This is a genomic window from Listeria monocytogenes ATCC 19117 (assembly GCF_000307025.1).
In the GTDB taxonomy this organism is placed as follows: domain Bacteria; phylum Bacillota; class Bacilli; order Lactobacillales; family Listeriaceae; genus Listeria; species Listeria monocytogenes_B.
Map to the genome: position 1 here is coordinate 2,094,297 of NC_018584.1, position 22,890 is coordinate 2,117,186.

Sequence of the window (22,890 nt, forward strand, 5' to 3'; positions counted from 1 at the left end):
CGGGTTAGAACTAAAGAGTGATTTCTATTTTTTAGAGGATAGTTGGTCTCGCACCATTTACCAACTCGCTTCATATCCTTTGTCTAAAAAATTTACTTGTCTCTTATAATCGTTTTTAACGTTCTTCTGATTCAGCAGCTTCGACTTCTTTAATAGACGCTAATTCTGTTGCATCTACATCGTAAGCCATCATTTGCTGCCAATCTTCACTTTTAATTAAATCCATTTGCGCTTCTACTAACATACGCAGACGCTCGCGGAATACTTTAGATTGACGTTTTAAGTCTTCAATTTCAATCGCGATTTTACGAGCTTTAGAAAGTGAGTCGCTTAAAATTCGGTCTGCATTTTTTTCAGCTTCACGGATAATAAGTTTTGCTTCTTTTTCAGCGGAAGCTTTCACTTCTTCGGCAGCTGTTTGTGCCACGATTAATGATTTGTTTAATGTTTCTTCAATGTTTGTAAAATGACCTAAACGTTCTTCACTATTATTTAAAGTGTCCTCAATACGCTTTTTCTCTTTAATAACTTGTTCATAATCTTTAATGATTTGATCGAGGAAGTCATTTACTTCGTCTTCGTCATAACCTCTAAAACCACGGGTAAACTCTTTGTTATGTATATCCAGCGGCGATAATGGCATATCTAGCACCTCCATACGACTATTTGTTTATAAATACCTAACATACATTCTACCATAGTTACTAGCTTTTTCCTAGAATTTATATTGAAAAATGGTTAGATTAAAAATCCAGCTTTATCTAGCGCCTTAATCGCTTGTTCTAATTGTTCTTTCGTATCTGCTTCAATCGTATGTAAATGTGTTCCATCCGTTAAACCAGACAGCATTGTTGCTCCTGTTGTTTGCAATTTCCGCACAAATTTCTCTACATCAAAACGGCTTTTTAAATGTAGTGAAGCGGTGATTTCGCCGTATATTGGATGATCCACAATCACATCAATAATGGAAACACCGTGATCTACCAAAATATTTAGTTCCTCGGCAGCTTGTTCTTTCGTATGTTTCACGGCAATAACGCGCCTTTCCCCTGTATAACTTGTTTCTTTCGCATAAATATAGCCTTGTGGGGTAGCCATAATTGGTTCATTGCCAGCTTTTAACAAAGAAATATCTTGAACAATCACTTGGCGGCTAACATTTGTTTTCTGTGCTAATTGATTTCCAGAAATTGGCGCCTCGGCTTCTTTTAGCCATTTTAAAATCATTTGCCTACGCGTATCTCCTAATATTTTTTTCATCTTATCACCTTTTTCGTAATAATTTATCGATTTCTTCTTTAAAAATAATACTATCGTTTAATTCATTTTCTCTTCCAAAAGATAAGCGGATAAAACGGTTTGCTTCTTCTGTTGTTTTTCCAGTAGCGATTAATGTTCTGGACGGAGCTAAATCACGTAAACTACATGCACTTGTCGTCGAGATTTGAATATCTGCTTCGTTTAAAGCAAGTAACGCTTCCTGACCTTGCATATTTGGCAAAGTAAGTCCTAAAATATACGGCGATGTATTGGGTCCACCTTCCACTTCTACTCGCGCTTCTAATGTGTCGCAAATCGCAGCTTTTAGTTTCATAGCTCTAATCGCTTCTTGTTCTCTATTTTCTATTATATCATAGGCGGCAGTTGTAAAGGCAGCAATAGCTGGAACATTTACTGTCCCCGGTCTAAAGCCAAATTCATGATGTACATCTGGCAAAACTGCCTGCAAAGGAGAATCTGGTTTCATAAAAAGTATTCCCGCCCCTTTTGGTCCATAAATTTTATGCGATGAAATACTAAAACTAGTGGCATCACTTAAATCTAAATCAATTTTTCCAAAGGATTGAACGATATCGGTATGAAAAAAGACACCTGCTTTTTTAGCAATATGAGCTAGTTCCGCGATTGGTTGGATGGTTCCGATTTCCGAATTAACATGTTGAATAATAATAAGCCCCGTCTCAGCAGAAATCATTTTTTCTAAAGTAGCTGGATTTACTTGCCCAAACGAATCAACTGGTAATACTTTAATCCGACACTTCCCCGCTTGTTCGAGTGCCATTAGTTGCTGCCAAACTGAAGCGTGTTCTAGCGGACTTACGAGCACTTCTTTCTTATCAGTTGTATGGATTAGCGTTTGGATGGCAATTTGATTACTCTCTGTTCCACCACTCGTAAATAAAATCCCGCGGTTTGGAACTTGTAATAACTCAGAAAAACTTTCCCGGCATTTTTCTAAAAGGGCCGCTGATTTCGTCCCAGCATCATGTAAACTCTCCGAATTAGCAAAGAATTCTCGCGATGCATCCATAAAAACTTGTAAAGAAGCTTCACTCATTTTCGTAGTAGCCGCATGGTCAAAGTAAATCATCTCTTTATCTCTCCCTTAAAATTTTATACTTGAATTTAGTTTGATTTTATGTGATTATAGATGACAAGACATCTGTATATTCATTAAGAAGTATACAATTAATCGAACCTACTATGCAAGAGGTGGAAACAATGACAAAAGAACGAGTGATTATCATTGGGAGCGGTATCGCAGGTTGCACTGCTGCCTTCAGATTAATGCACGACTATGATGTGACAATAATCACAAAAGGTCTCAAAGAAGAAAGTAATTCGATGCTCGCTCAAGGCGGTGTCGCAGCAGCTGTGTCCAAAAACGATACCCCGAAAAAGCATTTTAGCGATACCTTCCAAGCCGGTTGTTTTCATAATAAAGTTCTCGCAGTAAATCAACTCGTTACCAACGGTCCAATCGTTATCCAAAAATTAATCGCAGAAGGGATGACTTTTGACGAACAAAATGGTGAACTTTCGCTTGGTTTAGAAGGCGCACACCAATTGCCACGAATTTTACATACTGGCGGTGATCAAACCGGCAAATTTCTTACTACTTTTTTACAAGAAAAATTAACAAACATTCACTGGCAAGAGCAAAAAATGGCTATCGAAATTATAAAACAGAACGATTCGGCTATCGGCGTGCATTGTTTAGATAAAGAAAATCGACTACATACTTATTACGGAGAACATATTATTTTAGCAAGCGGCGGACTTGGACAACTTTTTCCAGTTACGACGAATGCGGCGACAATTTCCGGTGATGGTTTAGCACTGGCTTACCGGGCTGGTGCTAAGCTAACCGATATGGAATTTATCCAATTTCATCCCACTCTTCTCTTTCTAAACGGACGTTGTCATGGGCTTATTTCAGAAGCGGTCCGCGGTGAAGGAGCCAAACTTATTCGCGCAGATGGTTCGGCGGTAATGACTGATGTTCACCCGAGAGCTGACCTTGCGCCGCGCGATATTGTTGCTGCGACGCTATTTGCAGAAATACAAGATGGCAATGAGGTTTTCCTTGATATCACGCCAATTCCTAATTTTGAAGAACGTTTTCCAGGAATTACTGCTAACTTGGATGCATATCACGTCCCGTTTCGTGAAACAAAGCGGATTCCGGTTCATCCTGGCGCACATTTTTTAATGGGTGGTATTCGTACCGACCTATCAGGTAAAACGAACATTCCCGGTTTGTATGCCATTGGTGAGGTTGCAAATGCAGGTGTGCACGGCGCTAACCGTCTCGCCAGTAACTCCCTCCTTGAAACGCTCGTCTTTGGTGAAAAAGTGGCTGAATACATTCTCACGCAAAAAACAAACCTAATAGACCATCCAGAAATCCCTCTTTCGAACCAAACCCGAACACCCCATTTACCAGATAAACAATTACTTCAAGAGAAAATCTGGGAAACGCTTGGCATCACAAGAAAACCAGAAAAAATCACCGAATTTCTTCATTGGCTTACTGATTTCGATTACGCAAATCACACTCGAGAAACAGCGGAAATTAGCCACATGCTTATCACCGCAAAAATAATCGCCGAAAGCGCGCTCAAACGAACAGAAAGTCTCGGCGCACATCGAATATTAAAAGGAGTAATAAAATGAATTCCATACTTATGAATCAAGCAATTCAAGCATTTTTACTAGAAGATATCGGTCAACATGACTTAAGTGCAGAAACTGTTTTCCCCCGTGACACAATGGGGGAAGGTGTTTTCCTAGCAAAAGAAACAGGTATTCTTTGTGGCATTTCCATCCCACCGAAAGTTTACGAACTGCTCGGTGGAAATATACAATTTGAAGCTTATAAAAAAGATGGTGACTGGATTCAAAAAGGCGATATTATCGCGGCTGTTACGGCTCCAGTTCGCACGTTACTTTCCGGTGAGCGGGTCATTTTAAATTTAATGCAACGGATGAGTGGTATCGCTAGCCAAACTAATTTTGCTGTCAAACAACTGGATGATTCCGCTATTCGAATTTGCGACACGAGGAAAACAGCGCCCGGTCTGCGTGCCTTCGATAAATACGCGGTACAGACTGGTGGCGGCTTTAATCATCGCAATGGTCTATACGATGGTGTTATGCTAAAAGACAACCACATCGCCTTCTCTGGAGGTATTACAAGTGCTGTATCTACTGTACGGGAAAAACTTGGCCATATGGTAAAAATCGAAGTGGAAACGGAAACTGCTGAACAAGTAAAAGAAGCCGTTCAAGCCGGCGCAGATATCATAATGTTTGATAATCGCACACCGGAAGAAATCAAGCAACTGGTTAAGCTAGTTCCCCCGCACATTACTACAGAAATTTCCGGTAATGTCACTTTAGAAAATATTCATCGTTATAAGGGTTCTGGGGCAAATTACCTTTCTTTAGGCTCCTTAACGCATTCCGTTCGTGCATTTGACATCAGTTTCAATAGCAAAGGAGGAATAAAGGCATGAATTTACTAGAAACGGTCGAACAAGATACAATGCCAACTCATTATAAGCAAATGACGCAGGCCGAAATGATTGCCCGCGTCACGGAAATTAAAGCCCAGCTTGGCGAGAATCTCTTTATCCCCTGCCACCATTATCAAAAAGATGAGGTCGTTCCATTTGCCGATGCGATTGGCGATTCCTTACAATTAGCGCAAATTGCTGCACAAAATAAAAAAGCCAAACATATCGTTTTTTGCGGTGTTCATTTTATGGCAGAAACAGCGGATATGCTTACGACAAGCGAGCAGATTGTTACTTTGCCGGATATGCGCGCTGGTTGTTCGATGGCAGATATGGCGGACATTCATCAGCTAACAAATGCTTGGCCAAAACTGCAAACCCTTTTCGGCGATACGATTTTACCTGTCACTTACATTAATTCCACTGCCGCAATTAAATCCTTCGTCGGTGAACATGGTGGGACTACGGTGACATCTAGTAACGCAACAAAAATTGTCTCATGGGCGCTCGAACAAAAAGAGCGGATTTTCTTTCTTCCGGATCAACATCTAGGTCGGAACACTGCGTTCGAACTAGGCATTCCCCTCGAACATATGGCAATTTGGAACCCGATAAAAAATGAACTGGAATATGAGGGCAATTTGGATGATTGTAAAGTCATTCTGTGGAAAGGCTACTGCTCTGTTCACCAACATTTCACCGTCAAAAATATCGAAAACATTCGTAAAAACAATCCTAAAATGCGGATTATTGTTCATCCCGAATGCACCCATGAAGTCGTTTCTTTAGCAGATGATTCCGGTTCAACGAAAAAAATTGTAACTGAAATAAACAATGCCGCACCTGGCACAGAATGGGCAGTCGGTACCGAAGCCAATTTAGTTGGTCGCATTATCCAAGAAAACCCAGATAAAAAAATCGTCTCGCTAAATCCGTTTATGTGCCCTTGTATGACCATGAATCGAATTGATTTACCACATTTACTCTGGACACTAGAAGCTATCCAAAACGGCGAACAACGAAACCAAATCAAAGTCGATAAACAGACAACCAAATTTGCCTTAAAAGCCTTAGAAAGAATGCTTCAATTAAGCTAATAAAAAAACGAAAGCAGCAACTGCTTTCGTTTCAGCTCCTTTATAAAAGCTTCTATTTGTCAATCTAAATTTTAATCTGTAGAACTTACTCGAGCATATGCTACTATCATGACTAAAAAGCAACTCTTTTCACAACCATTTAATATCCACCCTAACTATACATTGAAAAAAATGCATTTACACTGATGGTTTTGTGTATATTTTGGGTATACCCTTTTTTTACATGAATCAGCTGTACCAAAATATAAAAGCAAAAAAGAGAAGATGAAATTATCACCCTCTCTCTCATACTACCTATCAATCAATACTTAAAATCATCCCTCTCAAGGACTTTCCAACAGATTGATTGCTTCATTTAAAAACAAAATTTCTTCTTCTAATTTGTTTTTTTGTTGTTTTAATTCTCTTATCTGTAGGAAAGTCTTCACCTCTTTGGTTTCCAGTTTATCGGCATCATGTAACTTCATCCATTTGTGAAATTCGTAACGAGGAATACCATACTCCCTGCAGATAGACTGTATGGTAGACCCCCTAGAGTATAAAACCAGTAGGCTTTTTTGAATTTTTTCTTCATATTCGATTCGAGCCATACCTATCACTTCCTATCTAATACAGAAATTTTTATTCCCTTTTTACTTACTACATTACGATGATGTCACAGGGGGTTATTCTTTCTTCTTCCTTTTTCTTTGCATTATCAACCAAATAAGGACGAGCACTAAGCCCAACAAGGTATAGTTAGTTACTGTATCACCTGCTTTAGGTAATATGGGTTGTTTGTTATCCTTATCTGAAGAGGCTGCCAGTTCTTTTTTAGGGATTTCCTGTATGTTTTCTTCACTGACATCCAAATCATCCTCTGAAATGAACACCTCAACCACTGTCTGACTAGCTTGAACACGGTCAGGCGATAAGAAGAACATCCCACAAAAGCTGATTAGTACCATTGCCAGAACTAATTTCCTTTTCAAGAAATGCACAACTCCTTTCGTAATTTCTTATTTAAAAGCAGCTGTAAAAGTTAACGTTGTTTGATATGCTCCAGCTTTTTTGTCTCCTTGAGGGTTTCCAATTTGAATTTTACTTACTTCTGTTTCCTCCATCGCATATCCTGAAAAGCTTCCAATGACGGGATTAGCCATGGGTACTACACTATTATTACTTTTAAAACTACTAGTTATTACGTCCGAAGTAGCGCCAACCCGTTGTAATTCAATCTCTCCATCGGCTGATAATCCACTAGATAATGTCACCTCTACTTCTTTTCCTGGTTCTAAGTTACGATTGATTGTTTTCACAGACATTTCTGTGGCGTTATCATTAGATAAATTTACTTTTTCTGGTACAACTAAGGTATAATCCCCTTCAACAGAATATTCCACTACTGTATTTCCTTCTTTATCTGCCGCGTAGGCTGTCCCTCCGCTAAAAAACACCATACCCATTGCTGCTACACTTAACGTACTTAATACTAATTTATTCATAAAAAATTTCCTCCTTTGTCTAGACGACAACTAATTTTAAATTTATTTCAGACCCGTTTAAAGGTGACTGATCGTTTAAAGAAAAACATTCATATTTTAATACTGCGTTTTCATATTCGCCTACCGCTAACGTTTTTTCTAATTCAATGGAATACATACCTTTTCCCGGTTCGATTAAATCAGATATCCATAGAACCGAACCATCCGGATGAATAAGCGATATTTTGAAGTAACAATCATTAATTTCCGGATTATGGAAATTCACTGCTTGTGTTGTTTCATTTGCATACAACGTTACTTTTTCAAACCCTGGAATGGCAATTGTATTTTCTTCTCCACTTGTATCCTTCTGTTTTTTTCCGTTCCAATCAACGGCAGAATGGTCTACATCCAACAGATTTATTTTATCCTTGAATAGAAAATAACTACTGATTCCAATGACACTTACTAACAATAGTAGTAAGGATATGATCACTACTCTTTTCTTCTTCATAGGTAACCTCCAATTTATTCATAACCAAATGACCTTGACATGATCACTAGTCTGGCTAATTTACATCATTCATACTTAATCGAAAATACAACGTTCCCTGTATATTTTCCTGCCTGGATATTCTCTGGTGCTTCAATAGCCATGACTGCCTCGCCTTCTGTTATTTCCGAGCCTGGAGCGAGAGTTAAAATGGCATTTTTTGGATTGTTTTCGGACCCATCCCAACTTAGTGGTACCAAACATTGGACTGTTGTGTCTGTCGTATTGGCCAAGGTTAGCTTGTTGCTCTCAGAAACAGATGTTGCTGTTCGGTTTAATCCCACGGACAAATTTTTATCTCCTCGATTAATCCCTTCTACTTTCAATTCAGAAGTTTCATTTAAAGAAATGGAAGCCGGAATAATCACTGTATAGTTTTCTATCCATTTTGCGTAGATAGTTGTAGATACAGCAGCTGGCAATGAAAAGTCAAACTTATTAGTGAAATTTTGATCAAGATACCACCCGTCAAAGTAATGTCCTTCTTTTACTGGAATCACTTCTTCCCAGTACTCCCCAGAAATTTTACTTTGTACTTTTTGTTCCTCCGCGTCTTCAAATTCTCCACCCATCGCATCCATTGTTAAGGAAAGGAACTCACCTTTTCTGTAGCCTGTAGGTTCACTTTGTTTCCGGTGATATGTCTGTAGTTGCGAGAGATTCGAAAACTGCACCCAATTCTTTTCATCATACCAGCTTGTATTTTCTAACCTATTAAAAGTACTTACATTGTGACTTGCAAACAAGTAGGTTAGGGAGGTGGTTCCCTTAAACATATCTGTCATGCTTGGTGCATCCGTAAAATTATCCAGGTATAAAGATTTTAACGCTGTACACTCTTGAAACATCCTATCCATGTTAGTCACGGAACTAGTATCAAAGGTACTTAAATCTAGCTCTTCAAGGCTAGTACAATCATAAAACATGATCTGCATAGTAGTTGCTGAACTAGTATCAAAGGTACTTAAATCTAGCTCTCCAAGACTATTGCACTCAGCAAACACACCACGCATGTTAGTCACTGAACTGGTATCAAAGGTGCTTACATCTAGCTCTTCAAGACTTTTACAGCCACCAAACATTAGGTGCATATTAGTAACGGAACTCGTATCAAAGTTGCTTAAATCTAACTCTTCAAGATTGTAACTACCATAAAACATTTGCTGCATATTAGTAACGGAACTCGTATCAAAGTTGCTTAAATCTAGCTTTTTCAAGTGGAGTCCATTCAACATACAATACATATTTGTAACAGAACTGGTATCAAAGGTACTTAAATCAAGCTCTTCAAGACTAGTACAATAAGAAAACATGTAGCTCATGTCAGTCACTGAACTCGTATCAAAGTTACTTATATCCAGTTCTTTAAGGCTATTCGTGTTACTAAATGCGGCATACATATTAGTGACGGAACTTGTATTGAGTCCACTCACATCAAGCTCACTAAGTTTACGACATAAGGTAACCATTCTACTTATATCTGTTAAAGAAGGCGTCTCCGGATAATAATTATCTCTGATAATCACTTTTTCAAGTGGTGAGTCTGATACACTGTCACCTTCAAATGCCCTTGCAAAAGACGTCACTCCAGACAAATTTGAACGTTCTATCCTCACACTCTCAAGTACTGTGAAAACATTACTTCTAAAATACGATGCAAAATTCCCTGTCAAAGTAGCTTCTTCAATCTCTATATGTTTAATGCTTTTCAAATAACTATTCCAAGCGCTCGGTTTACTGCTTGGCACGTTGCCAAACATACGCAAGTTATATTCATCGTTCGCAGAATTATAATAAAGCGTCCAAAAATCACCTGAGCTGACCACTGTTAAATCCGGATCATCCGAATTGGCAACAGGCTGCTCTCGAACATCTGGATTTTGCATCAACTCATCCGTAGTTGGGATTTCTTCTAGTTGCTCCACCTCTGCTGGTTTGTCTTGCGCGACTTCTTCCGCAATGACATCAGAGGTATCCAAAGAACCTAGTTCCTCTTCTGGAAGCTTATTCGTTGTGTCCCTTTCTTGTGCGGTAGAAACATTAGCGCTCCCAAAAGCAATAAAAAGCACAGAAATAATGAGCACCACTCGCATGGAAAACTTCTTCATCAGCTCCCCTCCTTCTTTCGTAGTTAGTTTCTAGATGCCGAACTTTCTAGCTGCAACTTAATTATAGAGGAGTCGAAAAGCTTTTCCGGCCATAAAATTTTAACTTCTTAAAATTCTATGGCTTGCTTAGCAAAATTATTCATAATTAATCGAAAATACTAGATTCCCGGTATACGTTCCTGCCTGGATATTTTCTGGCGCTTCAATAGCCATGACTGCATCGCCTTCTGTTATTTCCGAACCTGGGGCAAGGGTTAAAATCGCTTTTTCTGGATTAGTTTCTGACCCGTCCCAACTCAGTGGTGCCAAACATTGGACTGTTGTGTCTGCCGTATTGGCCAAGGTTAGCTTGTTGCTCTCAGAAATGGTTGTTTTTCCATAATTCAAGCCTACGGATAAGGTTTTACCCCCTCGATTAATCCCTTCTACTTTCAATTCGGAAGCTTCATTTAAGGAAATAGAAGCTGGAATAATCACCGTGTAGTTTTCTACCCATTTTGCGTAGATAGTTGCTGAAACAGTTGCTGGTAAAGAAAAATCAAACTTATTAGTGAAATTTTGATCAAGATACCACCCATCAAAATAATGTCCTTCTTTTACAGGAAGCATTTCTTCCCAGTACTCCCCAGAAACTTTATTTTGTACTTTTTGTTCTTCCATTTCTTCAAACTGCCCACCCATCGCATCCATTGTTAGGGAAAGGAAGATACCTTTTCTATAGCCAGTAGGTTCCCTTTGGTATTCATGATACATCTGTAGTTCCTTGTAATTCGAAAACTGTACCCAATTCTTTTCGTCATACCATCTTGTATTTGCTAGGCCATCAAAAGCTCTTAAATTGTGACTGGCAAACAAGTAGGTTAAGGCGGTGGTTCCAGTAAACATACCTGTCATAGTCTTTGGGGTAGTAAAATTATCCAGATATAAAGATTTTAACGCTGTACAATTTTGAAACATGTAAGCCATAGTAGTTACTGAACTGGTATCAAAATTACTTAAATCTAATTCTTCAAGGCTAGTACATCCATCAAACATGTAAGCCATAGTAGTTACTGAACTCGTATCAAAGTTACTTACATCAAGCTCTCCAAGGCCAGTACAATTTTCAAACATGGCCTGCATAGTAGTTACTGAACTCGTATCAAAATTGCTTACATCCAGCTTCTCAAGTGCTCTACAGGCATTAAACATGGCCTGCATAGTAGTTACTGAACTCGTATCAAAGTTACTTACATCAAGCTCTTCAAGACTATTACAGCCAACAAACGTGCCATACATAGTAGTAACGGAACTGGTATCAAAATTACTTACATCAAGCTCTTCAAGACCAGCGCAATTGTAAAACATGTAGCTCATGTTAGTCACTGAATTGGTATCAAAATTACTTACATCAAGCTCTTCAAGGCTAGTACAACCATAAAACATGGCCTGCATAGTAGTTACTGAACTGGTATCAAAATTGCTTACATCCAGCTTCTCCAATTTTCCACTACTACCAAACATGTCCCTCATAGTAGTAACGGAACTGGTATCAAAATTACTTACATCCAGTTCCTCAAGTACGCTACAGTAGTTAAACATACAATTCATATTAGTTACAGCACTCGTATCAAGACCACTCACATCAAGCTCCGTAAGTTTGTGAGTATAACCAAACATATACTCCGTAGTGCGTAAAGATGGTGCTGTCGGATAATCATTGTCTCTGATTATCACTTTTTGAAGTGTTGGACTATAAAATGCCATTTCAAAAGACGTCACTCCAGACAAATTTGAACGTTCTATCCTCACACTCTCAAGTACCGTGAAAACATTATTTCTAAAATACGATGCAAAACTTCCTGTCAGAGTAGCTTCTTCAATCTCTATATGTTTAATACTTTTTAAATAACTATTCCAAGCGGTTGGTCTATTGCTCGGTACGTTGCCAAACATACGCAAGCTATATTCACCGTTCACAGTATTGCGATAAATCGTCCAGTAAGCACCTGAGCTTACCACTGTTAAATCCGGATCATCCGAATCGGCAACAGACTGCTCTCGAACCTCTGGATTTTGCATCAAGTCATCCGTAGTTGGGATTTCTTCTAAGTTCTCGACCTCGGCTGGTTTGTCTTGTGCGACTTCTTCTGCAATAAGATTAGAGGTATCCAGAGAACCCAGCTCCTCTTCTGGAAGCTTATTCGTTGTGTCTCTTTCTTGTGCGATAGAAACATTGGCGCTCCCCAGTGCAATAAAAAGCACAGAAATAATAAGGACCACTCGCATGGAAAACTTCTTCATCAGCTCCCCTCCTTCTTTCCTAATTAGTTTCTAGATGCCGAACTTTCTAGCTGCAACTTAATTATAGAGGAGTCGAGAAGCATTTCTGGCCATAAAATTTTAACTTCTTAAAATTTTACGGCTTAGTTGGTGTGTTTACTTTTTCCATTAGTATTGCACAAATGAAAAATAGAAATAAAAAAATCCGAGTAACTATCATTACTCGGACAAGACCTTGGTTTTCCATTTAAACATTTTCCATATCCATTCCAACAAGTGTTTCCCTAATCTTTTTTATTAGCGATAAATTTTTTTCTCGCTATTTTCGCCAGATTATCATTAATTTTGATATAATCAGATTCTAGCCATCTAGTATTTACATAGATTATTGGTTGATTGATACGTAAAGAGGTCAACACTTCGGGAGATACGGAAAAATCACTTATATATAAATCCACCACCGGATCAACTTGATTAATTATTTCCAGATTGTAGTAACTAGAAAAATACCTCATAAAATCAAATACGGCTGTTTCATTAGATATGGTCGATAAAATAGTTACTTTAATAGGCAAGGTGTGTATAGAAAAATCAATCCGCTTATCCAAAATGATCAGATAATCTGAAGTAAGTCTTTCTTCAAACGGTTTTAATGGATCCATTTCTTTTAAATTTACTAATTGACTAATCAATGGTTCTAGGTGATTCACTTTATGGATTTTTCTTATATTTCGATCAAGATCTGTATACCCTGGCACAATATTATTGAACTTATTGATTAGATTATCAAGTAAGAAATATCTATAATTTATACTCGCAAAGCAGTAACGGAGCAATTCCATCTCTTTCTCTGAAAATGGAATAGAGAGATTATCATTTACTCGTTCACTGGCAAAATCAACTAGTTTCATGAAGCCCATTTCTTCTAACTGTTCATCCATGTAGAAAAAAGAAGGCATTTTTTCAATCGAAGAATAACTACCGAAAGCAACAATGGTACTCAGTATAATTTGCGTCGTGTAGGTCATTTCTTTATAGTTCCTATTAGGAAGTTGTTTCGCTACCTTTTTAATGAACGCGCTCTCTGATTTCTTAGACTCCTCGGTGCAAGCCTTATATAGGGCCACTTTAAACTGCCTAGTTGTATCAATTTGACAATTCATTCGATCTCTTAATAAATGCATAGCGACATAATAATGAATCATCATCGCCTTATCTATCGAGTTTGCTCTATAAATTTCTTTTGGGCAACTCTCTAATATGTCGGTGATTTCATCATATTGAACAAAAGAAAAGGGCCAACGATCCCCACTATATGCGACTAAAAAGAGGAAGGTATAGAATATTCTTAATGAAAATTCGTCCCCCGTTATTTCTACCTGACTTCCTGTAGAAATAGACAAGTTCCGTTCCCTTAGCTCTTCATTCAATTCCTTTATTTCTTTCTTTATCCCAGAATAAGAAACATGTACTTCGTTTGCCAATACTTGTAAGTTAGGGAAGGAGGCCAGCAATAAAGTTTCGAGAATTTGAAATTTGGGTGACTCTCTAATATAGGCGTTGATAATAAGTTGAATACTACAATTATCCGATATTTTTAAGGTATAGGACAAATTAGGCGCGGAGTGAACAATCGAAAACGCTTTATAGCCAAAGCGTTCAATATCAAAATTAATTGTTTTAATCGTAGAAATGAGGGTTGGATACGTGATGTTCAAATCATTTAATAGTTCCTCTTGTGTACTTGTATGATTTTCCGCATAAAAAATCTTCTCAAGAAGTGCTACCTTTTTTTGGCTTTTTGAATCTAAATATTCTCTCATTAAAACACTTCCTTTCAATGTTTACTTTTTATGTAAAATCCAGGTAACAGCAATAAGATGTTCCTCTAAGTCATCGTATTCGCTCCATTGGCTCTTAAGGTATCCTTCAAAAAGGGCTTTTTTCTCTGGATATTGTTGAATTAATTCATTGGCTCTTGTTAATAAGTGTTGCTTTTCCAGTTCAAAATCCACTTCTGCTGTTCCCTCTAGCTCTTCCACCAATTGTAATTGATTCTGTTCAAATAAATTCAGCCATTCGTTTCGAGTGAGATATTCATAATTTTGATACTTCACCTGGTTATTGTGCGCTAATTCAGGCACATAGGCTTCATCTATAATAATATAACCGCCTTCTTTAACAGTTCCCTGCAATTTTTCCAACGTTTCTGCTGGATTTCCAAGTATATCCGCTGCTGCACCAAATATAACGGCATCATAATTTTTTTCGTTTTGAACCGATTTATTTACATCTCCTACTTCAAATTGGCACAGTGACTCTACTTGCGCTTCTTTCGCTTTGCATTTTGCTTCTTCTATAAATGCCGGAATTAAATCTATTCCTTTGACAGGATTTCCTAGTTCCTTAGCGATACCAATGGAAACAGCGCCTTTTCCGCAAGCTAAATCCAAAAAATTACTTTCAGCTGATAACGGCATATGTTGCTTAATTAAATAAGTAATATCTTTCGGACTACTACCCAATTCAAAAAAATCTTGTAAAAAATACGGAATAAACGGTAATATTTCTATTGATTGAGAAGTGAGTGACGCAGCAAGCTTTCGTTCGGTTTCTTTATTCATTTATTTACCCTCCTAAAATATTTTTCGTTAGCACTGGGTCTGTTTTTCTACATAATCAGCTATAGAATGTATTAATATATCCAAAGTCTCTTCTTTCGCTTTTTTGGCAGTTTCTACATAACTCCTTGTCGCAGTGTAAGTTAAACAATCTAGTAACATCACTAAAGCCTCCCATTGAGCTCTCGTAAGATCGATATACGTCATGGCAGTTTCCAGGACTTCACTTGTCATTCTTTCTTCTCTTTCCGTATATGTTGGAGGGAGTTTTTGGAGTATTGCGTGGAAATCTTCCGGTGAAAAGTAGTTGTTTATACTCTTTTCCGAAAGATAGACTTCTTTCAAAAAACGAGTCATCTTGCTTTTTAACGAACCTTTCTCCTCCATAATTTTTTTAAATGCCTCTAATTGTGCTTGATAGGAATATTCCACAACCTCAAATAGGCATGCTTCTTTGGAGGGAAAACACGTATAGAATTTTCTCTTTCCAATCCTAGCTGCTCGAGTAATATCCTCCACAGTAAAACCTTGAATTCCTTTTTTTATATAAATTAAATGGCTTGTATGTTCGATAATGAGGTTTTTAGTTTGTTGACGCTCATATCCCGTAACGAGTTTTGGCATTTTGCTCCTCCTTAAAAATTTCTCGCATAACGCTTTTAATGGAACTATTTATTAATTTCCAGTTCTACAAAAACACCTTAAACTAAATATTTAACAATGTCAAATGAGGTGAAATGGATTTTCCACGGTTCTTATATCGAATACGTTTACTAATAGTTTAGTATTAGATTTGAAAAAAATATTTTATCAGGTATATCTTATCTTTTACATTTTTCCAATCTTACATAACCGCTCCCATCGATGAAGCAAGTAAGATTCAAAGTAAACCAAGAAAAAAGAGAAGACAAAAATTTGTCTTCTCTCTTAGAACGCCAATGTTTCACGCTATTTCTATGAATTTGACTCAATGCCATTGAGTAAGATTGGTGTTTATTTGTTTTTTAGCCAATTAGAACTTTTTTATAGATTTATATATTTAATTTTCTGAAAAATGGGACAAAATATCCATCTCAGTGGTATATAAGTGCAGTTAATTTGTTCCATTTACATATATGGATTGGTGATTATCAAAAAATTTCTGGAAAATGCGACAAATCACCCTCTTACCTGTATCTATTTATATATTTAATGAAAGGTGGGAAGACTCATGAAAATAATCCTAGAATTTTTACTTAAAGAGTTATTGTCTTTAGCTATTGAATACGGAATAAATTGGCTTATTTTAAATGATCACATCTATATATTGATCATTATAGTTAGCTTTATTGTTCGTTGTTTTGTAGAAACTCGCGATAAAAAATATTTTTAGTACATAACCATAGCATTTAACCTTTTTCCAAAAGAGTTTCAATGCTATACAAAAAGAGTAAGCAAGTTTATGGTGGTGGCTAGCTCTTACAACAAGAAAGGGTGATGCTATGAATATTTTTGTTAGGATTGCCTGGAAAGGATAACCCATGACTGTTTATGAAGCACTGTCTTTTGCAACCCTGGTGTTGCTATTGAACAGTCAAAATAACAAAAAATAACCACTCATAAACTTTGGTCGGTTTAGTGGTTATTTTTATAATCTATTAAGCTAGCTGCCACCTTAAATGGGCTTATACTTGAGAGTCATCTTAGCGCATGACTCTCTTTTCATATTTAATAATAACATAAGACCATTTGACAACATATGACATTAGGTACTACTCATTACTATATCTGAAACGAAAGCAGCAACTGCTTTCGTTTTTATTTTAAATAGCCAATTTCAATCCGAATTTTATCTTTTTTCGTTCTGCCGCCAGTTGATAGTACTTTTACCCGACCATATCCGCGAGCAGACAATACATCTTCTTCTTCACATTCAAAATCCGGATTTTCCACTGTTTTCCAGTTTACTTTCACTAATCCAGCAGTAACCAATTGTTTCGCCTTCTGTCTAGAAATATGATGTGCATTACTAATAATCACGTCAAGTCGCATACTAGAAACAGTTAAGCCCATTTCTTCCCAAACGACCGGGGCATAAACAGCATTAGCTAAATCCGTTTCCTCTAACATCACATTTACTTTCCCGATTTTTTCAAGTTGTAATGTTAAATAATCCTTCATTGTACTTTCTACTAATAACTGCCATTCAGTGCCATTATTTAAAATATCTCCAAAAATATCACGCTTCATTCCAAGCGACATCAGTGTTCCAAGGATTTTTTGATGTGTGAGGGTCGTGAATTTTACCGGGTAGCGTATATGGAACAAAGCAATCTCAAAATCCGCTTCTGTCGGCGTATAATAATCTGGATAAATCAGTGCGCGCCGTCGTTCTGCGTGCGCCACTCCACCAAAAAACTGTACATTGATCTCATCATAACCACCGATAACTGTTTCGGTAATAAAACGCTGCCTCGGATCCAAGAAATCCGTAAGTTGTGGCGTGTATTCATTCTCAACTTGCATCGTAATCCCTAAAATCTTATCAATAAATGCGTATTCTTCCGCGCGAAAATGCTGATAAATTCCATCCATCCTAATTTCTCCCTTTCAATCCGTTCCGAGTCTTTAGCCCTATTATACCATGAAAACAGCTGCTACTAGGCTAATCTTGCTTATTAATAAAAAAAGCCACCCATTTTGAAAACGGGCGCGCTTTTTAAAATAGCATTGGAATGACATACACTTGAATTAAACCGGTTAAAACTCTCATCGCGTATTGGAAAATGAAATAAGCCACAAGGGACGAAATATCAAACATACCAATCGGCGGAATAATCCTTCTAAAAGGCTCTAAAATCGGTTCAAAAATACGAGCTAAAAATTGGCCGATTTTTGATTCTCTTGCACCGGGAAACCAGCTCATCAAGAAATAAATAAACATGAGTGTTGGCAACCATCTGATAATAAACAAAATGATTTCCACCACTTGATATAAAATACTTTGCAATCTAGCTCACACCTCTACTTCATCACATAAAGTTTTGTTCATCGAGCATTTCGGAAATAGAGCCATCCACTTCCACATTGTCTGGAGTACATAAGAAAATATTATTGCCAACGCGTTGAATATCTCCACCTAATGCATATACTGTTCCACTCAAGAAATCGACAATACGTGTCGCTTGATCATGGCTAATACGTTGCAAGTTTACAACAACAGATTTATATTCTTTCAAATAATCCGCAAGTTCTTGTGCCTCTGCATACACACGCGGTTCAGCAAGTACCATACGACTAGAAAACTGAGCTCCCTGCATACTAACCACCTTCGCATCATCTTCTTCTACAGCATAAAAACGATTTTTATTTGGTTTTTCTTTCTTCGTTTTCTTTTGCATAGGTTCTGGTTCCCTCGCTACTTCCTCTTCATAATATTCCTCTTCTTCATCTAAGAAAAAGAATGACTTAAATTTATTCGATAGTCCCATTTGTTACACCTCCATATTATCGTCACTCACCAAAGCTCTTCCTACTCGTATAAATGTTGCACCTTCCGTAATTGCAACTCCATAATCATTCGTCATCCCCATAGATAACTCTGTACATGGAATATTGTTTAACTGAAGCGCATGAATTTCTTGCTGCAATTGCTTTAACTCATGAAATACGTGATGCAGCTCTATGTCGCTATTTGTAATAGGTGCCATTGTCATTAAACCAACAATCTCAATGAACGTAAAATTCGCTTCTTGTAAAAAAGATAGCGCCTCTTCTTTGGAAAAACCATGTTTGCTTTCCTCACCAGAAATATTCACTTGAAGGAAACATTTCACTGGTTTAGTAGCTCGCTTTTCGATTTCCTTTGCTAGCGATGATCGGTCAAGCGAATGCAAATAATCGATTTTTGGTAAAACATCTTTTACTTTACGTGTTTGTAAAGAACCAATGTAATGCCAACAAATGTCTTCTTTATCTGCAAGTGCTACTGTTTTTTCTTGGAAAACGTCTGCACGATTTTCACCAAAGTGACGGATACCTAAATCATAAAGCTCTGTGATTCCAGCTACATCAATCGTTTTTGTAACAGCTACTAACGTTACATCTTCCGGCTGACGATTACTTTCTTCACAGGCACGCTCTATTTGTGCCGTTACTTTTTGTAAATTAGCTTGTTTTGTCATTTTTTATCACCTTATATAATTCCCGAAGTGCTTTATTTAAAACGCTTCTTGTTATAATCAGATACCCGGTCACTTGGCAATGCTTCAAAAGTGGCCGGGTGAAATTATGTTATAAGTATTATCCGCGACGGTTACGGTTACGGATAAATGCTGGTACATCAACATCTGAACTATTTTGTTGTGGTTCAGCTTGTTGTTCATGAACTGGTGCATTTGCTTGTTGTGGCGCATTTTGCGCGTAATCATTTTGTTGTTCGTCTTGTACAGCATAATTAGGACGATTTACTTGGATAGATTGATTTGGACGGCGATTTGCTTGCGCTTGTTGTTGCGCTTGCTTTTCTTCATCAAAACCTGTTGCAATAACAGTTACAATCAGTTCATCTTTTAATTCGTCGTTAATAACAGAACCGAAAATCATGTTTACATCTTCATCTGATGCACTTGATACGATTTCTGCTGCTTCTTGTACTTCATAAAGGCTTAGGTTAGATCCGCCTGTAATATTCATTAGGACACCTTTTGCTCCGTCAACAGAAGTTTCAAGAAGTGGAGAAGAAATTGCTTTTTTCGCAGCTTCAGCGGCACGGTTTTCACCAGTTGCAATACCGATTCCCATAAGGGCAGAACCACGATTAGTCATAATTGTTTTCACATCGGCAAAGTCTAAGTTAATTAAACCTGGAACGGCAATCAAATCAGAAATACCTTGTACACCTTGACGTAAAACATTATCTGCTTCACGGAAAGCTTCAAGCATTGGCGTGTTTTTATCCACAATTTGAAGTAGACGGTCGTTAGGAATAACAATTAAAGTATCTACCGCTTCTTTCATTGCTTCTGTTCCAGTTAAGGCTTGTTTCGTACGTTTTGGTCCTTCAAAACCAAATGGTCGAGTAACAACACCTACAGTTAGGGCGCCCATTTCTTTTGCGATTTGAGCGATAACAGGTGCAGCACCAGTTCCAGTTCCGCCGCCCATTCCAGCAGTTACGAATACCATATCAGAGCCTTTTAAAGCTTCTTCAATTTGTTCGCGGCTTTCTTCTGCAGCTTTTTTACCAATTTCAGGTACAGCTCCCGCGCCTAAACCACGTGTTAATTTTGTACCGATTTGTAATTTTGTTTCTGCTTTTGCTAAGTTAAGTGCTTGAGCGTCTGTATTAACGGAGATAAATTCTACTCCTTGAACACCATGCTCAATCATACGGTTTACAGCGTTGTTACCGCCACCGCCAACACCGATTACTTTAATTGTTGCCAAACTTTCTGAACTAGTGTCAAATTCTAACATATTATTGCCTCCTATTTGCCGATTTATACGATACGATTTTCTTGCTGGACTATCAGCTATTCGCTTTTATTCAAAAAATGCGCCGAAAAAATTCTTCATTTTCGTTGATACTTTTTCGTCATCTGATTTCTTTTGTTTTGGTTTAGGTTGCTTTTGTTTTGGTGCTTCATCGTCGTAACGAGGTTCGCTTGCCGAACTGCTTACGTCGCGTCCTTCTAATTCAGCCATTTGATAAGCATATTTAATTAAGCCTACTGCGGTTGTAAAGGAAGGTTCCCGAACACCAATATAATCAGGAATCGCTAGTCTAACATGCGCTGCTAAGGTTTTTCCAGCCAAATCAATTGCTCCTGGAATAGCCATCGAACCACCAGTTAGTACATAACCTCCTGGAAGATGCGTTTTACCGACACGAGTAAGTTCTTCCACTACTAATTGGAAAATTTCTTCCATACGCGCTTCGATAATATCTGCTGCTTCTACTTGTGTAAAATGTTGTTTTTGGTCACTACCGATAACATCAATAGCAAAAACTTCATCTGGAGAAGCATCATCATAAAATGCATAGCCATGATCCAATTTAACGCGATCGGCATTTGCAGTAGAAGTGTTTAGTCCAAGTGATAAGTCTTTCGTGATATTATCTCCACCAACTGGAATGACACCAGTATAAGTTAGTCGTCCTTGTTCAAACACGCTAACGGTTGTAGTTCCTGCTCCAACATTCACGAGTGCTGTTCCAAATTCTTTATCATCTTCTGATAAGGAAATGGATGCCTCTGCAAGTGGTTGTAAAGCAATATCAGAAATTTCAAGGCCTGCACGTTCCACACAACGTAATGTATTATGTAAAATTGTTTTTGAACCAGTGATTAATGTGCCTTCCATTTCTAGACGAACACCAATCATTCCACGTGGATCTGTAATCCCAGTTAATCCATCTACAACAAATTGATCTGGAATAGTGTTAATAATTTCTCTTTCAGGAGATAGAGGAACAACTTGAGCGGCATCCATTACATTCCAGACATCTTCATCTGTAATTTCACGATTTTCGCTACCTACTGCCACAATTCCTCGGCAAGCTTCTAAATGCACTTGACTCGATACTACCCCAACTATTACTTGAGAAATTTCAACGCCAACCATTCTTTCTGCTTGTTCAATTGCCTTTTTAATGGATTCTACAGTCTTGTCTATGTCGATAATAATTCCTTTTTTAATCCCGGAAGATTCGACATTCCCAACACCGATAATATTGAGTCTATCGTCAGCCATTTCTGCGATGATTACTTTCACAGAAGCTGTTCCAATGTCTAAACTTACATAAATTTCGCTATCACCCATTTATCGGCACCTCCTTTTATTCTAGTCATTTAACATGTATTTATTTCATTTTTTTATACCGAGCAAAAGCCGGTTTTTTAACTTTCTTGAAAAGCTATGAAATTTCTTTATTTTTATGGCGTCAGTGTAGAATGATTGCCCATTCTGCCTAACATACAAAATCACTTATTTACAGTCTACACTAAGAAAGAAGGTAATAAAAGCACAAAGAACATTTTTTGGCAAATTCTTAAGATATTTTTTTCATTTTATTCAAAAAGCGAACAAGTGTTGGCATCTCCTGACTTGAGGTCATCGTTTTGTTACCTTTTTGAAACATCTGTTATCTATAAATTTGCCAAAAATTGGCGAGAAGAAAAAAATATTATTCATTTGTTTCTTTCTTCTCTTTAGCTGCTTCTTCGGCTGCCTTTTTCTCGGCATTCTGTTGGTAATAACTTTGGAAATAAGAACCTACTTCAATATCAATAACTCCTTTTTGTCCTTTAGCAAGTTGAGCGACAATGGCTGGATAATGTTGCATTTTCTCAGCGAAAGTACTAATATCTGCGGAAACCTGATTCCCGTCGTTCATATATAATTTAATATGGTTTTTATCAGTTTTAGTTGGACTATAAATCACTTCCGAGATCGAACTAACAACATCTTTTGGTAACTTATTAATTTGTGCTACCATTTTCTCAAGTGTTTTACCGTTTTTAAAGTTTTGAAATAGCAAATCATTTCCAATTGGGAATTGTCTTGGTTGATCCGTTAACATGATGCCACTTTCTAGCACATCATAGTATTTACCATCTTGTTGTTGATAGCCTATCGTTTTAAATTCGGTGATATTAATTTGAACATCATTTATCCCTTCTTTAGAAACGGTAGCATCTTTAATAAGGGTATTTTTTTTGAGGGTATCCTCAGTTTTTCCATTACTTATCCCGATGACAAACTCACCAATTTCGAGTCCACTTTCTTTTCTTACTTCATTCTCTGTAAGTTGCTTATTACCACTTACAGCAATTTTATCTAATTTACTGAGTGGGGAGAGGAAATAGAGGGTAATGGCGATCAAAATCACAAAAATTCCGATTAAAATGGCTAAGTGTCTTACTAATTTTTTTTTGCGGTATTTTTTGAGTTCTGGTATGCGATTTTCAATTGAAATTACTCGTTTATTTTCAGCCATTTTATT

The 22,890-nt window shown here is 37.4% G+C and carries 22 protein-coding genes and 1 other annotated feature (1 of these 23 cut by a window edge); of the genes, 3 read left to right on the top strand and 19 right to left on the bottom strand.

The annotated features are described in order from the left end of the window. Positions 1 to 119 (bottom strand) — a binding site (T-box leader) (it extends 115 nt beyond the left edge of the window). The 3 genes from divIVA to LMOATCC19117_RS10310 form a co-directional block, all read right to left on the bottom strand. Further along, the gene (gene divIVA, locus LMOATCC19117_RS10300; protein WP_003725769.1) at positions 116 to 643 is read right to left on the bottom strand and encodes a septum site-determining protein DivIVA; all 528 of its coding nucleotides are present in this window, start codon (positions 641 to 643) and stop codon (positions 116 to 118) included. Its footprint overlaps the feature before it by 4 nt. 95 nt (positions 644 to 738) lie before the next feature. After that, positions 739 to 1,260: a transcription repressor NadR gene (locus tag LMOATCC19117_RS10305; RefSeq protein ID WP_003727955.1), complete on the bottom strand. Its 522-nt coding sequence runs from the start codon at positions 1,258 to 1,260 to the stop codon at positions 739 to 741. A 4-nt stretch (positions 1,261 to 1,264) separates the two neighbouring features. Continuing rightward, complete coding sequence (locus tag LMOATCC19117_RS10310) at positions 1,265 to 2,371, bottom strand: IscS subfamily cysteine desulfurase (protein WP_003725771.1); 1,107 nt, start codon at positions 2,369 to 2,371, stop codon at positions 1,265 to 1,267. Between the two features lie 131 nt (positions 2,372 to 2,502). Here LMOATCC19117_RS10310 and nadB point away from each other — a divergent pair, with 131 nt between their 5' ends. The 3 genes from nadB to nadA are packed head-to-tail and all read left to right on the top strand — an operon-like array spanning position 2,503 to position 5,896. Continuing rightward, a complete protein-coding gene (nadB, locus tag LMOATCC19117_RS10315; protein ID WP_003725772.1) occupies positions 2,503 to 3,957 on the top strand; it encodes an L-aspartate oxidase in 1,455 nt (484 codons plus the stop codon). Further along, complete coding sequence (gene nadC / locus LMOATCC19117_RS10320; RefSeq protein ID WP_003725773.1) at positions 3,954 to 4,799, top strand: carboxylating nicotinate-nucleotide diphosphorylase; 846 nt, start codon at positions 3,954 to 3,956, stop codon at positions 4,797 to 4,799. The genes nadB and nadC overlap by 4 nt, the downstream gene beginning before the upstream one ends. Continuing rightward, positions 4,796 to 5,896, top strand: a complete 1,101-nt coding sequence (gene nadA / locus LMOATCC19117_RS10325) for a quinolinate synthase NadA (RefSeq protein WP_003725774.1) — start codon at positions 4,796 to 4,798, stop codon at positions 5,894 to 5,896. Before nadC ends, nadA begins: the two co-directional genes overlap by 4 nt. 323 nt (positions 5,897 to 6,219) lie before the next feature. On the opposite strand, the gene LMOATCC19117_RS10330 is transcribed toward nadA, so the two are convergent. From LMOATCC19117_RS10330 to LMOATCC19117_RS10405, 16 genes are all read right to left on the bottom strand, one after another. Next, positions 6,220 to 6,486 carry a transposase gene (locus LMOATCC19117_RS10330; protein ID WP_003744273.1) on the bottom strand — a complete coding sequence of 89 codons (267 nt, stop codon included), beginning with the start codon at positions 6,484 to 6,486 and terminating at the stop codon, positions 6,220 to 6,222. A 75-nt stretch (positions 6,487 to 6,561) separates the two neighbouring features. Then, positions 6,562 to 6,867, bottom strand: a complete 306-nt coding sequence (locus LMOATCC19117_RS10335; protein WP_003744274.1) for an LPXTG cell wall anchor domain-containing protein — start codon at positions 6,865 to 6,867, stop codon at positions 6,562 to 6,564. Between the two features lie 27 nt (positions 6,868 to 6,894). Then, on the bottom strand, positions 6,895 to 7,380 hold the full coding sequence (locus LMOATCC19117_RS10340; protein WP_003733326.1) for a hypothetical protein: 486 nt from the start codon (positions 7,378 to 7,380) through the stop codon (positions 6,895 to 6,897). 19 nt (positions 7,381 to 7,399) lie between these two features. Continuing rightward, positions 7,400 to 7,873, bottom strand: coding sequence for a hypothetical protein (locus tag LMOATCC19117_RS10345; protein WP_003725196.1), 474 nt, complete (start codon positions 7,871 to 7,873; stop codon positions 7,400 to 7,402). A 65-nt stretch (positions 7,874 to 7,938) separates the two neighbouring features. Next, positions 7,939 to 10,020: a BspA family leucine-rich repeat surface protein gene (locus LMOATCC19117_RS10350; protein WP_003734989.1), complete on the bottom strand. Its 2,082-nt coding sequence runs from the start codon at positions 10,018 to 10,020 to the stop codon at positions 7,939 to 7,941. Positions 10,021 to 10,155: 135 nt separating this feature from the next. After that, positions 10,156 to 12,303: a BspA family leucine-rich repeat surface protein gene (locus LMOATCC19117_RS10355; RefSeq protein WP_014929094.1), complete on the bottom strand. Its 2,148-nt coding sequence runs from the start codon at positions 12,301 to 12,303 to the stop codon at positions 10,156 to 10,158. Between the two features lie 263 nt (positions 12,304 to 12,566). After that, complete coding sequence (locus LMOATCC19117_RS10360; protein WP_014929096.1) at positions 12,567 to 14,105, bottom strand: helix-turn-helix domain-containing protein; 1,539 nt, start codon at positions 14,103 to 14,105, stop codon at positions 12,567 to 12,569. A gap of 21 nt (positions 14,106 to 14,126) precedes the next feature. Further along, on the bottom strand, positions 14,127 to 14,906 hold the full coding sequence (locus tag LMOATCC19117_RS10365) for a class I SAM-dependent methyltransferase (RefSeq protein WP_003733593.1): 780 nt from the start codon (positions 14,904 to 14,906) through the stop codon (positions 14,127 to 14,129). A 27-nt stretch (positions 14,907 to 14,933) separates the two neighbouring features. Continuing rightward, positions 14,934 to 15,527, bottom strand: a complete 594-nt coding sequence (locus tag LMOATCC19117_RS10370) for a TetR/AcrR family transcriptional regulator (RefSeq protein ID WP_003728337.1) — start codon at positions 15,525 to 15,527, stop codon at positions 14,934 to 14,936. Between the two features lie 1,173 nt (positions 15,528 to 16,700). Beyond that, complete coding sequence (locus LMOATCC19117_RS10375) at positions 16,701 to 17,477, bottom strand: RNA-binding protein (protein ID WP_003726458.1); 777 nt, start codon at positions 17,475 to 17,477, stop codon at positions 16,701 to 16,703. A 124-nt stretch (positions 17,478 to 17,601) separates the two neighbouring features. Beyond that, positions 17,602 to 17,892: a YggT family protein gene (locus tag LMOATCC19117_RS10380; RefSeq protein ID WP_003724066.1), complete on the bottom strand. Its 291-nt coding sequence runs from the start codon at positions 17,890 to 17,892 to the stop codon at positions 17,602 to 17,604. 22 nt (positions 17,893 to 17,914) lie between these two features. Continuing rightward, complete coding sequence (locus LMOATCC19117_RS10385; protein WP_003724067.1) at positions 17,915 to 18,373, bottom strand: cell division protein SepF; 459 nt, start codon at positions 18,371 to 18,373, stop codon at positions 17,915 to 17,917. A 3-nt stretch (positions 18,374 to 18,376) separates the two neighbouring features. Then, positions 18,377 to 19,066 (bottom strand): YggS family pyridoxal phosphate-dependent enzyme, encoded by a 690-nt coding sequence (locus LMOATCC19117_RS10390; protein ID WP_003726459.1) that lies wholly within the window; start codon positions 19,064 to 19,066, stop codon positions 18,377 to 18,379. A gap of 118 nt (positions 19,067 to 19,184) precedes the next feature. Beyond that, positions 19,185 to 20,360 (bottom strand): cell division protein FtsZ, encoded by a 1,176-nt coding sequence (gene ftsZ, locus LMOATCC19117_RS10395; RefSeq protein ID WP_003728828.1) that lies wholly within the window; start codon positions 20,358 to 20,360, stop codon positions 19,185 to 19,187. 66 nt (positions 20,361 to 20,426) lie between these two features. Then, positions 20,427 to 21,707, bottom strand: coding sequence for a cell division protein FtsA (gene ftsA / locus LMOATCC19117_RS10400; protein WP_003734847.1), 1,281 nt, complete (start codon positions 21,705 to 21,707; stop codon positions 20,427 to 20,429). 364 nt (positions 21,708 to 22,071) lie between these two features. Then, positions 22,072 to 22,884: a cell division protein FtsQ/DivIB gene (locus LMOATCC19117_RS10405; protein ID WP_003728334.1), complete on the bottom strand. Its 813-nt coding sequence runs from the start codon at positions 22,882 to 22,884 to the stop codon at positions 22,072 to 22,074. Positions 22,885 to 22,890: the final 6 nt, after the last annotated feature.

Coding starts and splice junctions, on each gene's coding strand:
- divIVA (WP_003725769.1), bottom strand. CDS start 643: ATGCCATTATCGCCGCTGGATATACATAACAAAGAGTTTACCCGTGGT.
- LMOATCC19117_RS10305 (WP_003727955.1), bottom strand. CDS start 1,260: ATGAAAAAAATATTAGGAGATACGCGTAGGCAAATGATTTTAAAATGG.
- LMOATCC19117_RS10310 (WP_003725771.1), bottom strand. CDS start 2,371: ATGATTTACTTTGACCATGCGGCTACTACGAAAATGAGTGAAGCTTCT.
- nadB (WP_003725772.1), top strand. CDS start 2,503: ATGACAAAAGAACGAGTGATTATCATTGGGAGCGGTATCGCAGGTTGC.
- nadC (WP_003725773.1), top strand. CDS start 3,954: ATGAATTCCATACTTATGAATCAAGCAATTCAAGCATTTTTACTAGAA.
- nadA (WP_003725774.1), top strand. CDS start 4,796: ATGAATTTACTAGAAACGGTCGAACAAGATACAATGCCAACTCATTAT.
- LMOATCC19117_RS10330 (WP_003744273.1), bottom strand. CDS start 6,486: ATGGCTCGAATCGAATATGAAGAAAAAATTCAAAAAAGCCTACTGGTT.
- LMOATCC19117_RS10340 (WP_003733326.1), bottom strand. CDS start 7,380: ATGAATAAATTAGTATTAAGTACGTTAAGTGTAGCAGCAATGGGTATG.
- LMOATCC19117_RS10345 (WP_003725196.1), bottom strand. CDS start 7,873: ATGAAGAAGAAAAGAGTAGTGATCATATCCTTACTACTATTGTTAGTA.
- LMOATCC19117_RS10350 (WP_003734989.1), bottom strand. CDS start 10,020: ATGAAGAAGTTTTCCATGCGAGTGGTGCTCATTATTTCTGTGCTTTTT.
- LMOATCC19117_RS10355 (WP_014929094.1), bottom strand. CDS start 12,303: ATGAAGAAGTTTTCCATGCGAGTGGTCCTTATTATTTCTGTGCTTTTT.
- LMOATCC19117_RS10360 (WP_014929096.1), bottom strand. CDS start 14,105: ATGAGAGAATATTTAGATTCAAAAAGCCAAAAAAAGGTAGCACTTCTT.
- LMOATCC19117_RS10365 (WP_003733593.1), bottom strand. CDS start 14,906: ATGAATAAAGAAACCGAACGAAAGCTTGCTGCGTCACTCACTTCTCAA.
- LMOATCC19117_RS10370 (WP_003728337.1), bottom strand. CDS start 15,527: ATGCCAAAACTCGTTACGGGATATGAGCGTCAACAAACTAAAAACCTC.
- LMOATCC19117_RS10375 (WP_003726458.1), bottom strand. CDS start 17,477: ATGGATGGAATTTATCAGCATTTTCGCGCGGAAGAATACGCATTTATT.
- LMOATCC19117_RS10385 (WP_003724067.1), bottom strand. CDS start 18,373: ATGGGACTATCGAATAAATTTAAGTCATTCTTTTTCTTAGATGAAGAA.
- LMOATCC19117_RS10390 (WP_003726459.1), bottom strand. CDS start 19,066: ATGACAAAACAAGCTAATTTACAAAAAGTAACGGCACAAATAGAGCGT.
- ftsZ (WP_003728828.1), bottom strand. CDS start 20,360: ATGTTAGAATTTGACACTAGTTCAGAAAGTTTGGCAACAATTAAAGTA.
- ftsA (WP_003734847.1), bottom strand. CDS start 21,707: ATGGGTGATAGCGAAATTTATGTAAGTTTAGACATTGGAACAGCTTCT.
- LMOATCC19117_RS10405 (WP_003728334.1), bottom strand. CDS start 22,884: ATGGCTGAAAATAAACGAGTAATTTCAATTGAAAATCGCATACCAGAA.